13 protein-coding genes and 2 tRNA genes are annotated in these 13839 nt (G+C 57.9%); 9 read left to right on the top strand and 6 right to left on the bottom strand.

The annotated features are described in order from the left end of the window. Positions 1-15 precede the first annotated feature (15 nt). The 3 genes from ACLI1L_RS10220 (at position 16) to ACLI1L_RS10210 (ending at position 2853) form a co-directional block, all read left to right on the top strand. Complete coding sequence (locus ACLI1L_RS10220; protein ID WP_411707496.1) at positions 16-1233, top strand: alkylhydroperoxidase domain protein; 1218 nt, start codon at positions 16-18, stop codon at positions 1231-1233. A gap of 55 nt (positions 1234-1288) precedes the next feature. Next, the gene (locus tag ACLI1L_RS10215; RefSeq protein WP_394287055.1) at positions 1289-1999 is read left to right on the top strand and encodes an SDR family oxidoreductase; all 711 of its coding nucleotides are present in this window, start codon (positions 1289-1291) and stop codon (positions 1997-1999) included. A gap of 74 nt (positions 2000-2073) precedes the next feature. Then, positions 2074-2853, top strand: a complete 780-nt coding sequence (locus ACLI1L_RS10210; protein WP_411707495.1) for a GntR family transcriptional regulator — start codon at positions 2074-2076, stop codon at positions 2851-2853. On the opposite strand, the gene pepN is transcribed toward ACLI1L_RS10210, so the two are convergent. After that, entirely contained in the window at positions 2850-5366 is a 2517-nt protein-coding gene (gene pepN / locus ACLI1L_RS10205) for an aminopeptidase N (RefSeq protein ID WP_411707494.1), read from the bottom strand. The two genes, ACLI1L_RS10210 and pepN, sit on opposite strands and share 4 nt — an antisense overlap. 98 nt (positions 5367-5464) lie before the next feature. Between pepN and ACLI1L_RS10200 the strand changes: the two genes are divergently transcribed. Further along, positions 5465-6088, top strand: coding sequence for a disulfide bond formation protein DsbA (locus tag ACLI1L_RS10200; RefSeq protein WP_411707493.1), 624 nt, complete (start codon positions 5465-5467; stop codon positions 6086-6088). On the opposite strand, the gene ACLI1L_RS10195 is transcribed toward ACLI1L_RS10200, so the two are convergent. Further along, positions 6085-6489 carry an MFS transporter gene (locus tag ACLI1L_RS10195; protein ID WP_411707492.1) on the bottom strand — a complete coding sequence of 135 codons (405 nt, stop codon included), beginning with the start codon at positions 6487-6489 and terminating at the stop codon, positions 6085-6087. The two genes, ACLI1L_RS10200 and ACLI1L_RS10195, sit on opposite strands and share 4 nt — an antisense overlap. A gap of 116 nt (positions 6490-6605) precedes the next feature. Here ACLI1L_RS10195 and ACLI1L_RS10190 point away from each other — a divergent pair, with 116 nt between their 5' ends. Beyond that, the gene (locus tag ACLI1L_RS10190) at positions 6606-7079 is read left to right on the top strand and encodes a ribose-5-phosphate isomerase (protein WP_023020911.1); all 474 of its coding nucleotides are present in this window, start codon (positions 6606-6608) and stop codon (positions 7077-7079) included. Between the two features lie 86 nt (positions 7080-7165). Here ACLI1L_RS10190 and ACLI1L_RS10185 read toward each other — a convergent pair whose 3' ends face one another. The 3 genes from ACLI1L_RS10185 to ACLI1L_RS10175 form a co-directional block, all read right to left on the bottom strand. Then, entirely contained in the window at positions 7166-7999 is an 834-nt protein-coding gene (locus tag ACLI1L_RS10185) for an aldo/keto reductase (RefSeq protein ID WP_086588476.1), read from the bottom strand. An 18-nt stretch (positions 8000-8017) separates the two neighbouring features. Next, positions 8018-8650, bottom strand: a complete 633-nt coding sequence (locus ACLI1L_RS10180) for a hypothetical protein (protein WP_200288726.1) — start codon at positions 8648-8650, stop codon at positions 8018-8020. 179 nt (positions 8651-8829) lie between these two features. Then, positions 8830-9522 carry a nitroreductase family protein gene (locus ACLI1L_RS10175; RefSeq protein ID WP_200288727.1) on the bottom strand — a complete coding sequence of 231 codons (693 nt, stop codon included), beginning with the start codon at positions 9520-9522 and terminating at the stop codon, positions 8830-8832. A gap of 225 nt (positions 9523-9747) precedes the next feature. On the opposite strand from ACLI1L_RS10175, the gene ACLI1L_RS10170 reads away from it, so the two are divergent. Beyond that, positions 9748-10959 carry an IS1249 family transposase gene (locus ACLI1L_RS10170; protein WP_411707357.1) on the top strand — a complete coding sequence of 404 codons (1212 nt, stop codon included), beginning with the start codon at positions 9748-9750 and terminating at the stop codon, positions 10957-10959. 122 nt (positions 10960-11081) lie between these two features. On the opposite strand, the gene ACLI1L_RS10165 is transcribed toward ACLI1L_RS10170, so the two are convergent. Continuing rightward, positions 11082-11156: transfer RNA gene (locus ACLI1L_RS10165), tRNA-Gly, on the bottom strand. Between the two features lie 122 nt (positions 11157-11278). On the opposite strand from ACLI1L_RS10165, the gene ACLI1L_RS10160 reads away from it, so the two are divergent. The 3 genes from ACLI1L_RS10160 (at position 11279) to tig (ending at position 13751) form a co-directional block, all read left to right on the top strand. Continuing rightward, positions 11279-12094, top strand: a complete 816-nt coding sequence (locus tag ACLI1L_RS10160) for a DUF1542 domain-containing protein (RefSeq protein ID WP_200288728.1) — start codon at positions 11279-11281, stop codon at positions 12092-12094. A 134-nt stretch (positions 12095-12228) separates the two neighbouring features. Beyond that, positions 12229-12302 (top strand) — tRNA-Pro (locus ACLI1L_RS10155). Positions 12303-12392: 90 nt separating this feature from the next. Then, on the top strand, positions 12393-13751 hold the full coding sequence (gene tig / locus ACLI1L_RS10150; RefSeq protein WP_411707491.1) for a trigger factor: 1359 nt from the start codon (positions 12393-12395) through the stop codon (positions 13749-13751). Positions 13752-13839 lie beyond the last annotated feature (88 nt).

Raw genomic sequence — 13839 nt, 5'->3', positions numbered from 1 at the left:
GGTTGGACTGAGAATATGACCGACATTATTAACGAGCTCTCCCACGCTTCTGCCGAGGTGCAGCAACTGCGCCGCGCGCGCCAAGAGGCGCAGGACAATGCGCAGCTGAGCTTTAGCGCTTTGCTTGAGCCTGCAGAGGCAGGTGAATTCACCTATGCAGAGCGCTATGCCGTCGCGGCTTTTAGCGCTGCGGTCTACCAGGCGGGCGAGGCAGCAGATTTCTACTTCGACCTGCTGGGTGATGAGGCCGATGCGGACCTTGTTGCCGCTGTGCGCGCCGCAAGCCAGCGTGGCGTGTCTACCGGCCCCTACAACCAGGGTGACTTCCTTATTTTTGGCGATACCGCTGCGGAGGCAGCGCTCGGAGAGCGCCTAGCCGCAGCCTTTGACTGGGCGCACCTTTTGGCCTTCCACCCCAAGGATGCCTCCCCGCAGGCCATCGGACACCTCGACGCCGCCGGGTGGTCGGCTACCGATATTGTCAGCCTGTCTCAGCTGGTGGCATTTTTGGCTTTCCAGCTGCGCGTGGTCCACGGTCTGCGCGTGCTCTCTGGCGAGGAGAGCGCTGCACGTCCCGCTGCCGAGCGTACAGCCGGGGTAGCTGACCCAGGCTGGCAGGTTACCGCGAATACCCTGCAACCCGATACCGTGCTGCCGGACCACTTTGTCAACCACTCCCTGGGCTGGAAGCCTTGGGTAGAGGCACTGGCGAAAGAGGACTTCACCGCAGCGCATACCGACGCCCTCATCAAACCAGAGCGCATTGATTCCGAGTACTTCCGCTTGCTCGCCCGCGATCCCGCGGCTTTGAAGGCGCGTACGCTGACTGACCTGGACATCTTCTATAACACCGAAGGTGGGCTCTCCCGTGCGGACCGCGAGCTTGCCGCCACTGTGGCATCGCGCTACAACGGCTGCGAGTACTGTGCCTCCGTGCACCAGGCGCGGTGCGTCCAGGAAGGCGGCGACCGTGAAATTGTAGACCGCCTTTTGGATAAAGGCATCGACGCCGACCTAGGTTCTAAAGAGTGGGACCTTATCCGTCGCGCAGCTGTGGCGTTGACCGAAACTCCCTTCGCCTTCGATGCGCAGCTATGCACCGACCTTCGCAACGCCGGTTTCGATGATCAGTCCATTCTGGATCTCATCTACGCCTCGTCCTTTTTTAACTGGGCCAATCGCTTGATGCTTACCTTGGGACAGCCGGATGTGCCCAAGCGCTTTCGCCAATAGGTGGTGATTGGGTTGGTGCGGCAACGACAGCGGAGGATCCCTATGATGGGGCGGCATGACTGATACTAAGAATCTCGCCACACACTCAGATGCCGCAGTCCCGCAAAAGGTCGCTGTCGTCACCGGCGCCACCGGAGGCATGGGCCGCGAAATCATCGCCGACTTGGCCGGTGATTACCACGTGTACGCCCTGGGACGGAGCGCGGCGGACTTGCCTAAATCGGAATCCATCACGCCGGTTGCCATCGACCTAGTAGCCGGCCTCGATGAAGGTATGGCGCTGCCGGAGCTGGATCGCGTAGATGTGCTCGTGCACGCCGCCGCACGGGCTACCAAGTACTCCGTGGAGGAAGCCACTCCGGAAAATTGGCGCGCGCACATGGACCTCAACGTGCACGCCCCCGCAGAGGTGACCCGCGTTTTGCTGCCGCAGCTGCGTAAAGCCGAAGGCACAGTGGTCTTTATTAACTCAGGTGCTGGCCGCCACAGCTATGGCGATAACGTCATCTATGCGGCCACGAAGCACGCGTTGTATGCGCTGGCCGACGGGTTGCGTATCTCCGAGCCGGGGATTCGCGTATCCACGGTGGCGCCAGGCCCTACCGATACCCCGATGCTGCAGGGACTGCAGGATTATGACCCCTCACAGGTCATTGCCCCGGCTGAGGTAGCCCGCGCCATTCGCACCGTAGTAGAGGCGGGGCCGACCACTCAGTTGACGGAAATCCAGGTCAGGCCGCGAATCGAATTATCTCTGCGCAAGTAATAAATCAAGTGTAATTAAGGTTCATCATGCAGTGATGGGGGTTGGTTTCGGCCCGCCCGTTACACTCGAGGGCTGTGACTTCCCAAAGCCGAAAACGGCCCGCCTATCTCCTTATCTCAGATGCCCTACGTGACAAGATCGAGCGCAATGAATTAGAGCCTGGTCAGCGTTTTCCTACCGAACGCGAATTGGTCCGAGAATTTCATGTCGCGCGCATGACCGTGCGCCATGCCTTAGACATTTTGGAAGATGAAGGCCTTATTGATCGCCGCCGTGGGCGCAGCGGCGGCACCTACGTGCGCACGGTTCCCCCTACACTGAGCCTGACCAATAAGGGCAGTATCGCCACTCAACTGCGCGAGCGTGGGCACGAAATCACCGTGCGGGTGGTCTCCGTGAATAAAACCCATGTGCCCAAACACGTGGCAGCGGCCCTAGGCGTGAATGATGCCACCTATGCGTGGGATATTAAACGCCTTTTTATCGTCGATGGTAAGCCCGTCATCGTCTCGCGCTACACCATCCCAGTGGACATGGCTCCCGAGCTCAATCAGCACGACCTGCGCGAGCCCATCCTAGACATACTGGCAGGCTATGACCTCCAGCCGGTCTTCAAACGCGAGAGTATGAGCGCCGCTACCGCTCGCACAGAAGAACAGAAACTCTTGGGCGTGAGCCGATCGCACCCGCTTTTGCGGTTCGTACGGCTGCTGAAGAATGAGACCGGCGTGGTCTTTGCCTATATCGAAGAGTCGCTGCGCTCTGATATCGCCAATGTAGAAGTGGTCTTGGGCGAGGATCCTGCGCCACAACCCGTACAAACCCGGGACGGCGGCGCAGGAAAGCCGGCTTAGCCAGCGTCCACCTGGCGGTTGCGTAGCGCGCGGGCCACGCGGTCGCGCTGCTCGGTGACTGTACGACGCAGACCACCGGGCAGGTCCTTCTGCAAGAAGGCATCGGCGCGGTCCAAGCCCTTGCGGGTGATATCCCAGGACGGGAAGAGGCCGGTAACTGTGGTCAGAGCCACCTCGGAGGATTGGGAAGCCCACACCTTTTCCGCGATATCGAAGAACTCCGCGGTGGGAAGGAACGCATCGCCATGCGGATAGAGCAATCCTTCAAGTTTGGAAGTCAGCTCGCGGTTGGTGAGGTTACCCGCCACGATCTCTTCCCATACCGCACGCTTGTTTTCCGCAGTTGCCACCGCGGCGCGAGCGCGCAGCGAAGAGTAGTAGCCGGTGGCGGAATTATCCCGCTCCAGTTGCGCATCTGCAGCAGCGGGGACGTCCTCTATTGCTCCATCGGCGGCAAGTGCCGCGAGCGCGGACCAACGCAGCCCTGCATCCTCGGAGGATTCGAGTACGCCGCGCAGGTAGTCACGCGCGCTATCGTGCAGGCGAATTTTCGCCAGCGCCTGGGTGCAGATGATGGAGCGCTGGGCGTCGGTGCTGTGGGCACCGTCGAGGAGGGCGTCGGCAAGCAGGGTGCTCTGCGCGGCCCACCGTGGATCGGCATAGTTCTTCAGCGCGTTCGAGGCCTGCAAAACAATGCGTTCGAGGACGGCAAGCTCGGTCTCAGCCTGCATACCGCGGGCCACTAGTTGGATGAAATCGCGGGCGCGCATAGTTCCGGCGCGGGTCATCTCCCAGGCGGTGGACCAGCACAGGGTGCGGGCCATAGGATCAGCAAACTTATCGATATTATCCAGCAGGAATTGCAGGGAACCCGCGTCCAATTCGATGAGGCAGTAGGTCAGGTCATCGTCATTGGGCAGCAGGAAGTCAATGTCTGCTAGCTGGCGGCCGATGAGCTCTGGAATCTCGGTGGAGGATCCATCGACATCCATCTCGATGCGATCGGTGCGCACCACCTGACCATCCTGCAGGTTATACAGGCCTACCGCCACGCGGTGGGTGCGCAGGGTATCGCCGCCCTGAGTGAGGTAAGCATGGGTAATCGTGCCGGACTCATCCGCATTGAGCGCCACGCTCAGCGTGTTGATGCCGGAAGTCTTAAGCCACTGCTGAGCCCAGAAGGAAAGATCGCGGCCGGAGGCCTGTTCCAGGTGGCCAAGCAGATCATCAAAGGTGGCATTGCCCCAGGCATGGGCGGCGAAGTGGCGGCGCACGCCGGCCAGGAAGTTCTCGCGGCCGACATAAGCCTGTAGCTGCTTCAGCACCGAAGCACCCTTGGCGTAGGTGATGCCATCGAAGTTTTGCTCGACGGTTTCGATATCGCTTGCATCGGTAGAAATCGGGTGGGTGGTAGGCAGCTGATCCTGCTGGTAGGCCCAGGACTTTTCTACGTTGGCAAAGGTTACCCACGCGGTATCGTATTCGGTCTCTTCCGCTTGGGAAATGGCCGCTGACCAGGTGGCGAAGGACTCATTGAGCCACAAATCGTCCCACCACTGCATGGTGACGAGATCACCAAACCACATATGGGCCAACTCATGCAAAATGGTATCGGCACGGCGCTCGTATTTATAATGCGTGGCTTGAGAGGTAAAGACGTATTCATCGCGGATGGTAACGCAGCCGGCATTTTCCATCGCGCCGGCGTTGAACTCCGGCACGAAAATCTGGTCATACTTGCCAAAGGGGTAGGGGAAACCGAAATTGCGGTGGTAGAAATCAAAGCCCTGCTTGGTCTCCGTAAATAAGCGCTCAGCATCTAAAGCATGGGCGAGCGAAGCACGGCAGTAGATGCCCAGCGGTACTTCGAGCTTTTGGGCCGGCTTGCCCTCTGGGTGTGCGGTCAGCTCGCCGCGCCAGGTATCGGTGACCTCGTGGTAGGGACCGGCGCACAGGGCTACCAGGTAGGTCGATAGTGGGTAGTCTATAGCCGTGCTGGCCACGTCTCCTTCCCAGCTCACTGGTCCATTGCTAATGACGGTCCAATCCTCCGGTGCCTTGAAATGCAGCGCGTAGGTGGCCTTCATATCCGGCTGGTCAAAGCAAGCAAAGACCCGCTTGGCATCGGCGGTTTCAAATTGGGTATAGAGGTAGACCTTTTCATCGGCGGGATCGACAAAACGGTGCAGGCCCTCGCCGGTGCGGGAATACGGGATTTTCGCGGTGACTTCTAGCGTGTAGTCGGCCACTTGGAGGCCGGAAAGCGGAATGCCGTAGGTGGGGTTATAAGAATTCGTGGGCAGCGGATTGCCGTTGAGGCGCACCTCTTGGATTTCCTCGGCGCGCAGATCGATGAAGGTGGAGCCAATCTCGCGCGAGGTGAAGCTCACCTTCGTAGTGGAAAGGAAATGGGTATCTGAATACTTGAGGTCTAAAGTGACATCATAGTGGCCTACCTCAATCATTCGGGAGCGCTCAACCGCTTCCGTGCGGGTCAGGTTTACGGAGGTCATAGCCTGTATTCTCCTTCTGTGCCGAAAATAGTTCTGCATCCACAGTAGTCGCGTGCCTAGGCTGGTGGGGCAAACTTTTATCAATCAAAGGAGCAATCATGGCTGACGCAGTAAAGTTCTGGTTCGACGTATCTTGTCCCTTCGCTTGGGCCACCTCGCGGTGGATCAAGGAAGTAGAAAAGGTACGCGATATTGAGGTCGAGTTCGAGCCGATGTCCCTGTCCGTGCTGAACGATGGCCGCGATCTAGACCCCACTTACATGGACATGATGAAGGCTAACTGGGGCCCAGCCCGCGTCTTTGCCAAGGTAAAGGCCGAGCGTCCGGAGAAGGTAGACGAGCTGTACACCGCGATGGGCACCCTGGTTCACGCCAAGGGCAACGGCGGGCGCACCCGATTTGGCGCTTATGATGACATCATCGCACAGGCTTTAGCTGAGGTGGAACTTCCGGCCGAGTTCGCCGAGGTAGCCAATACCGAAGACTATGACGAGAAGCTGCGCGAGTACCACCACAATGGCATCTCTTCCGTGGGTGATGAGGTCGGCACCCCGGTTATCAAGCTGGGTGATACCGCGTTTTTCGGCCCAGTCATTACCCGCATCCCTACCGGTGAAGAAGCGGGCGAGCTTTTCGACGCCTCCTTGCGCCTTGCCCAGTACCCCTATTTCTTCGAGCTCAAGCGCTCCCGCACCGAGATGCCGCAGGTAGAGGAGAACTAAGCGCTCTTTTCCCGTCGGCGCAGTTGAATTGCGGCGCCGACGCACAGCGCGATGGTCAGCGGGGTCAAGATGAATGCCGGAAGGCCCGCGATATTGATAGCGGGCAGCGCCATGCCGGCTCGAAAGTCTTCCCACGCAACAAGTACCCAGGAAGCCCATGAGGCGCCGGCAAGAAGCGCGATAATGCCGGCCGCAATAGCGCTCCCGTTGGCCCGCGGATTTCCGCGCACCTTCTGCGCAATCCACCACACGCCTAAGCCCACGTGCGCCAACGTTGCGAGGGTGCTGGCGATAAGCGGCAGGAGGAAGCCTCCGCCTCCGGAAACCTGAACGCCGAGCATAATGAGGCAGGCTAGAAGGAGCCCGCCGTATAGCGTGAGGACCGGTTTGGTTATAGGCATGGCTTTCCTCTCTTATCGCGAAAATGCTTGTCCGCGAGCCTATCAGGAATTTGTAATGCGAAACAGGGCGGGCGCTAAGCCTTCTCAACGCACGCCGGGCCGGTAGGATAAGGGCCATGCGCGTATATCTAGGAGCAGACCACGCAGGTTTTGAAACCAAGAACCTGATCGCTGAACACCTCACTAAACAGGGCCACGAAGTCATTGACTGCGGCGCCCACACCTACGATGCTGAGGATGATTACCCGGCATTTTGCATCGAAGCGGCACAACGCACCGTCAATGATCCGGGTTCCTTGGGCATTGTGCTTGGCGGCTCCGGCAATGGCGAGCAGATTGCCGCCAATAAGGTCAAGGGAGCCCGCTGTGCACTAGCGTGGTCCGCCGAGACCGCCCGCCTTGCCCGCGAGCACAACAATGCCCAGCTCATCGGCATTGGTGGCCGCATGCACACCGAGCAGCAGGCACTGGAAATCGTCGATGCCTTCCTGGATCAAGAATGGTCCCGTGCGGAGCGCCACCAGCGCCGCATCGACATCTTGGCGCAGTACGAGCGCACCGGTATCGCCCCAGAGCTGCCCGAGGCCTAAGCCTTGAGAAAATTAACGCCGCGGAACAAAGGTGGTTCCGCGGCGTTTCTTTGTGTTTCGGCCAGGCATAGCCAAGGCGCTAAGCCTTAGGCATCATTCATGTCATTCGGGTGCGGGCCGCCGCGTCCCTCTTCGCCTTCGTCCAAGGCGGTGATGGCAGCCATCTCCTCCTCGGTTAGTTCAAAGCCGAAGACATCAAAGTTTTCCGCAATGCGCGAGGGCGTCGCAGACTTGGGGAAGAGGATGACGCCATTTTGTAGGTGCCAACGAATGATGACTTGCGCTGGGCTGACATCGTGCGCTGCAGCGGCGTCGGTGACCTCGGGGGCATCCAAGATATCGCTCTTTCCCTGCCCCAGCGGGCCCCATGCCTCGATAGCCACGGTGTGGGCGCGGAAGGCGTCCAGTTCCCTCCAGCGCTGCAGATAAGGATGAAGCTCGACTTGGTTGACCGCTGGCTTTATATCGGTCTTGAGCTCCAGCTGTTCCAGGTGCTCCAGCTCGAAATTGGAGACGCCGATGGACTTTGTCTTGCCCTGCTTCTGCAGATCAATGAGTTGCTGCCAAGCCTCAACATAGGTGCCCTTTGCCGGTGTAGGCCAGTGGATGAGGTAAAGATCCACATACTCCAAGCCGAGCTTTTCCAAGGACTCATCGAGCGCTGCAGCAGCATCGGTCTGGCGGTCATTCCACAGCTTGGTGGTGATAAAAAGCTCCTCGCGGGGAATGCCAGACTTGGCAATAGCCCGTCCTACGCCTTCCTCATTGCCGTAGATAGCGGCGGTATCAATATGGCGATAACCCACGCGCAGGGCCTCAGCTACCAGATCTTCGGTCTGCTCCGGATCCATCTGGAACACGCCAAAGCCCAGCTGCGGGATGGTATTGCCGTCATTAAGGGTGATGTTAGGTACGCTCATGCGCCCCAGACTACCTATCTATTGCAGCGGGCCGAGAGTGATGAATTTATTCCACGTCTCCCACTCATCCTGCAGGCGGGCACGCTCATGGGGCGGGGTAGCGGTGCCGTCGATAAGCGAGGCATCAATCATGCGCACTCCATTGTCAAAGAACAACGCTGCGTGCCCCGAGGCGCCGTGCCGCAGCACCGGTACCAAGTTCAATCCATCAAAGGACAGTTGTGCATTAGGGCGTACGTCGAGGCCGGCAATGGCAGCGAGCGTAGGCGCTAAGTCAATAGGGGAGACCAACTCATTATTCTCCCCGCTTTCGGCTACACCCGGCCACAACACGGACATAGGCGAATTTCCACCTAGTAGCGAGCAGACGGCGATGACGCCATTGACTTCGTTGAGTTCTTCCAGGCTGGGCTGCTCTAGCAAGCGAAAGACATCGCTACCGGCCGGCTGCGTATCCTCGCGCACCTCATAACCCACGCCCGCGAAAACCTCGCTAATACGCGTGGTGGCTTGGCGCTGCGGATATTGCCCGGTCAGCGTGCCGCGGCGGGAGTCAGCGTACGTTTCCGACGGTACCCACGTGTTGTTGAAGCGCACGCCCCGCAGTGCAGTCTCAGGTGCATGGTCAAAGGTGGCAAGAGTGATATCCATAGCCATAATTCTAGGCTTGCCGACGCTCCCTTCGGTGAACTTTGCTCAGTGACATTGCTGAGCGGACGCTTGCCGAGGCGATTCAACGATTTCGTCCCCACAGATCGCCTGTCTCGTCGACGGTTGCGGTGTTTTAGATGGACGAAATCGTTGAAAGTAGCTTCCTGATGGGGCGGGGGCTAATCGAGGTCGAGGCCATCGATGCCGTGAACTGTCACGGTTTCCGAAAGTGGCGCGCGGCCTGGATTCGTTTTAAAGACCGGGCTGGATTCATCAGCTTTACCAAAGGTAATGGCGGTGACCAGCTTGTAGTCCTCGTCTACACCGAGGAATTCACGCGCGGTTGGCGCAATCAAGGAAATCATCCCTTGTGGGATGCCGTGGTAGCCGTGTGCTTCCAAAGAAAGCAGGAAGTTTTCGGTATAGGTTCCTTGGTCAAAGGCGGCGCGAATGCGGTCACCCATCGGCGGGATAAAGAGAAGTACCGCATGGGGTGCGCCAAAGAAGCGTAAGTTTTCGCGGACGAATTCCACGCGACCTGCTTTGTCCTCGCGCTCAATGCCCAGGAGGCCGTACATTTTGGCGGCTAGCTCTTGGGAGCGCTTGGGATGGATACCCTCACCATAATCGGTGGTGAAGTCTGGGCTGAGCCCGTTGGTGTCGAATTCCTTAATAAGCGCGGCGCTTAGTTCCTTGAGCTTTTCTCCACCCACCAAATGCACGTCCCACGGTTGAGTATTGGAGTTGGACGGTGCGGATTGAGCATCCAGCAAAACCTGCTTGATGTCTTCTACCGGCATGGGTTCTGGCAGGAACGCTCGGGGCGAATGGCGGCTGCGAATAAACTCAGAATACTTATTGGTTGAAGTCATGCGCGCCACCCTACACTTCTTCGCATGTGCTCGCCGTATACCGTGAACATCCGGCTTAAGGGACATTTCGTGTGGATAACCCGATGCGGATTCCTGGGGCAGCCTTGGGCGATGCCGCGATCTTGTTTTTGATTTGGTTCCAACAGCCTGATCGGTGAAATTAACACCAGGCAGTCCTAGGTCTGTGGTAAGAAAGCTGCTACTGATGCGGTAAAGCCAGTTTCTATGGCTAATAGGAACCGGCCGTCGTGTGACATGTGCGGCCACGGACTGGTTAAGAACGGCAAGACAGCTGCAGGAACCCAACGCTGGCTGTGCCCGCAGTGCCAAGCATCGTCGATTAATACTCGCGCGCACACCAGCGAGATTCGGCACTTTAACATCTTTATCGACTGGATCCTGTCCGGCGAATCCGCAGACCATCTCACCACACGTCTCGGGGTAACACGGCGCACTTTAACCCGGTGGTTCACACTGCTGTGGTTTATCACCGTGCCAACAGCAACAGATCCGCATCGCGTGTATGACCAAGTCTTTATCGACGGCACCTACTTTCACAAGAAATGCCTGCTTGTAGCCTGCACCCAAACACACGTCATCGCCTGGCATTGGTGCTTGCGCGAAAGCTCGTATGAGTACCTGAAACTGCTCGACAAAATCGCGCAACCACTCGTTGTCACCACCGACGGGGCAGGTGGAGCCTTAAAAGCACTACGGGCTAAATGGCCCGATGTGACCATTCAGCGGTGTCTTGTTCACGTCCAGCGCAACACCTTCGCCGACATCAGTCGCAATCCGATTCATCCAGCACATAAAGCAATCCGGAAACTGGGCTACATGCTCGTTACGGTACACAGTCCCGACGATGCTGCACGGTTTACCACTGCAGTCCACCACACTCGCATCACCTTTGCTGATTGGCTTAAAGAGCGAACCTATCGCAGCACCATACCGCCAGGCCAAGTACCCAAATGGGTCAGCCCTAACCAGAAATGGTGGTACACCCACCGCAACGCCCGCAGGGCCCTCAAACGGTTAGAAAAACTCATCCACGCAAAACAACTATTTGTCTTTCTTACCCCGCCTGATGGTGTCACCCAAGACTTAAAAGCCACCACGAACCTGCTGGAAGGCGGCATCAACAAACAACTTAAAGACTTAGCAGGCAATCATCGTGGCATGTTCGATGAGCATCAGCGCATCACCATGGACTGGTGGCTTTTCACCCACACCGAAGACCCTGTACCGCCACTGGATATAGCCAAGCAACAAGACTTCGGACGCCAAGGAGAAAAAGCCGCACGCGCAGCCTGGGCGAAAGAAGAACTTAAACGACACGGCCACCCAGACGGGCGACCAGCCACATACGACACCCACATCGACAGCGAATGGAACCCCAGCTTAGGCATAAGAAAAGGCTGGGCCGGACGCGCCTAAATCCACACGAAATGTCCCTTAACGCGACACGCCGCAAATCCACACGAAATGTCCCTTAAGCCGAACATCCAATGATGATGGGTGGAAAACGAAAAATCGCCCACCTAGAGGTGGGCGAAAACTGGAGGGAATGACGGGAATCGAACCCGCGTCTTCAGCTTGGAAGGCTGAGGTATTAGCCACTATACGACATTCCCACAGCGCGCTATCTCAACGCTGGGCCATACTTTAGCGCAACCGCGGCCAAAAAAGAAAATAGGGAACTAGGCTGGCGCCTGAGCCGTTGTTATAAGAGGAACGGACCTATCTATAGAAAGCGATGATCATAGTGGGAATTTTGCTCGTTGCGCTGGCAATTGGTGGAGGCGCCTGGTTTATTTCCTCCCGTAGCTCTCACAAACGTCGGGAAGAACGTGAGGCACAGCAATTGGCCGATGCACAGGCTGATGCTCGCCGGTGGATTGAACGGCTAGGTGGCCAAGTAATGCAGATTTCTGGCACAGATTCTGCCTCCAAGCAAGCGATGGCTGATGCTTCTGAGCGATTTACTGCAGCTAACGCGGCGATTTCGCGTGCTACTACCGCCAAGCAGGCGAATTTGGCGCGCGAGTCGGCCCTGGAAGGCATGCATTATGTGAATGCCGCGCGCGAAATTATGGGCATGAACCCAGGCCCAGAGCTCCCGCCGCTGGAGGGGCAGCGTGCGGCTGGCAAGGTGACGGAAGAGCGTACGGTCGAAGCGAATGGCCAGGAGATTACGGCCTCACCATATGCTTCTGCGAATACTCCCAACTACTACCCAGGTGGAATCGTGGCAGGGCGTCCGGTTCCGGCAGGTTGGTACTCCCGTCCATGGTGGGCCGATGCGCTGCAAACCGGCGTGTGGATGGTGGGCTACTCCATGATGTTTAATGCCCTATTCTCTGGCATGTCAGGCATTGGCTACTCTGCGGCCGCTGCAGAAAGCGGCGATTGGGGCGGTCCCGATGGTATGGGTGATGCTGGCGACTTGGGTGGTGACGCCGGTGATGCTGGCGACGTTGGTGGCGGCGATGATGGCGGCGGTTTCTTCGATGGTCTAACTGACGGCGACGGTGACGGCTTCTTTGATGGAATGTTTGATTTCGATTTCTAGCTGAAGCACTGTCAAAATCGGCCTCTGTGCTGCGCTGATTCCGTTAAGTGGGGGTCCGTTTAGGAGATTTAAAACGGACACGGTACACTGTCTCAGGTATGCAACGCAGCCAAGGCAACTTGGTGGCCTACATACGGGGCGTGGCGCAGTTTGGTAGCGCACCTGCTTTGGGAGCAGGGGGTCGCAGGTTCAAATCCTGTCGCCCCGACGTATGGGGGTCTGGAAATGCCCTAATAAGGATTTCCGGACCCCCTTTAAGTTTATGTACGTAAAACAATGAAGCCAGGGAGATTCACTCGTGAAGACCACCGTAGACAAGCTGAGCGATACCCGCGTTAAGCTCACCGTCAACGTTCCGTTTGCGGAGCTGGACCAGGAAATCGATCAAGCTTACGCGGCAATCGCGCAGCAGGTTTCTATTCCAGGTTTCCGTAAGGGCAAGGCACCGCGCCAGCTTATTGACGCTCGCTTCGGCCGCGGCCCCATCCTGGAGCAGGTTGTCAATGACATGCTGCCTTCCCGTTACGAGCAGGCAGTCAAGGAAAACGATCTGAAGGTGATCGGCCAGCCGGACGTTGACATTTCCAAGATCGAGGACAAGGACTTCGTGGAGTTCACCGCAGAGGTTGATATCCGTCCTGAGTTCGAGATTCCGGACTTCTCCAACATCTCCGTTACCGTCCCAGCCCTGAAGGCTGACGAGGATGACGTCGACAAGGCTCTAGAGGAGCTGGCAGAGCGCTTTGGTGAGCTCAAGGACACCAAGCGCAAGATGAAGACCGGCGACTACGCCATCATCGACATTACCGCTGAAATTGACGGCGAGAAGATCGAAGACGCTTCCACCGAGGGTCTGTCTTACCGTATCGGCGATGATGACCTCATCAAGGGTCTGGACACTGCCCTGCGCGGCATGAAGACCGGTGAGGATAACGAGTTCACCTCCACCATCCAGTCCGGTGAGCACAAGGACGAAGAGGCCACCATCAAGGTCCATGTCCAGCAGTCCAAGGAGCGCAAGCTGCCGGCTATGGACGATGAGTTTGCTCAGATGGCTTCTGAGTTCGACACCATGGACGAGCTGCGTGAATCCACCAAGACCCAGGTGGAGGAGACCAAGAAGGCTGAGCAGGCTGCACAGATCCGCGATGAGGTTCTGAAGTCCGCACTGTCCGAGGTTGAATTCGAACTGCCGCAGTCCGTAGTGGACGAGCAGGCTCACTCCCAGCTGCACCAGATCCTGGGCCAGCTGGCTCACGATGAGAAGGCACTGGCTCAGCTGCTTGAGGCACAGGGCACCTCCCGCGAGGAGTTTGATAAGCAGACTCGCGAGCAGGCAGAAGAGTCCGTGCGCACCCAGCTGTTCCTTGACGCTGTAGCAGAGAAGGAAGAGCCGGAAGTTTCCCAGCAGGAGCTGACCGACCACATCCTGTTCACCGCTCAGTCCTACGGCATGGACCCGAACCAGTTCATCCAGCAGCTGCAGTCCAACGGCCAGATCGCAAACCTCTTCTCTGACGTGCGCCGTGGCAAGGCACTGGCTGCCGCTATCTGCCGCACCACCGTCAAGGATGAAGAGGGCAATAAGGTTGACGTTGACCAGTACTTCGGTGAAATCGAAGAAGAGGACGCTGCAGAAGCTTCCGAGGAGAAGTAATCTCCCGCTTGTAACGCGCTGCTGCCACATGTGTGGTGGCGAGCGCGCATGAAACCCCGGATTCAGGTAACTCAAGGATGAGCCTGAA

Origin of the sequence: Corynebacterium sp. LaCa117 (assembly GCF_046717765.1) — a bacterium.
In the GTDB taxonomy this organism is placed as follows: domain Bacteria; phylum Actinomycetota; class Actinomycetes; order Mycobacteriales; family Mycobacteriaceae; genus Corynebacterium; species Corynebacterium kefirresidentii.
The sequence above is the reverse complement of the archived record's forward strand: the minus strand, read 5'-3'. Positions and strand labels throughout refer to the sequence as shown.

Bases quoted from the DNA above. Each gene is read 5' to 3' on its own strand.
- ACLI1L_RS10200 (WP_411707493.1), top strand. From the start codon at position 5,465: ATGGCTGACGCAGTAAAGTTCTGGTTCGACGTATCTTGTCCCTTCGCT.
- ACLI1L_RS10190 (WP_023020911.1), top strand. From the start codon at position 6,606: ATGCGCGTATATCTAGGAGCAGACCACGCAGGTTTTGAAACCAAGAAC.
- ACLI1L_RS10185 (WP_086588476.1), bottom strand. From the start codon at position 7,999: ATGAGCGTACCTAACATCACCCTTAATGACGGCAATACCATCCCGCAG.
- pepN (WP_411707494.1), bottom strand. From the start codon at position 5,366: ATGACCTCCGTAAACCTGACCCGCACGGAAGCGGTTGAGCGCTCCCGA.
- ACLI1L_RS10170 (WP_411707357.1), top strand. From the start codon at position 9,748: ATGGCTAATAGGAACCGGCCGTCGTGTGACATGTGCGGCCACGGACTG.
- ACLI1L_RS10220 (WP_411707496.1), top strand. From the start codon at position 16: ATGACCGACATTATTAACGAGCTCTCCCACGCTTCTGCCGAGGTGCAG.
- ACLI1L_RS10195 (WP_411707492.1), bottom strand. From the start codon at position 6,489: ATGCCTATAACCAAACCGGTCCTCACGCTATACGGCGGGCTCCTTCTA.
- ACLI1L_RS10175 (WP_200288727.1), bottom strand. From the start codon at position 9,522: ATGACTTCAACCAATAAGTATTCTGAGTTTATTCGCAGCCGCCATTCG.
- ACLI1L_RS10160 (WP_200288728.1), top strand. From the start codon at position 11,279: ATGATCATAGTGGGAATTTTGCTCGTTGCGCTGGCAATTGGTGGAGGC.
- ACLI1L_RS10180 (WP_200288726.1), bottom strand. From the start codon at position 8,650: ATGGATATCACTCTTGCCACCTTTGACCATGCACCTGAGACTGCACTG.
- ACLI1L_RS10215 (WP_394287055.1), top strand. From the start codon at position 1,289: ATGACTGATACTAAGAATCTCGCCACACACTCAGATGCCGCAGTCCCG.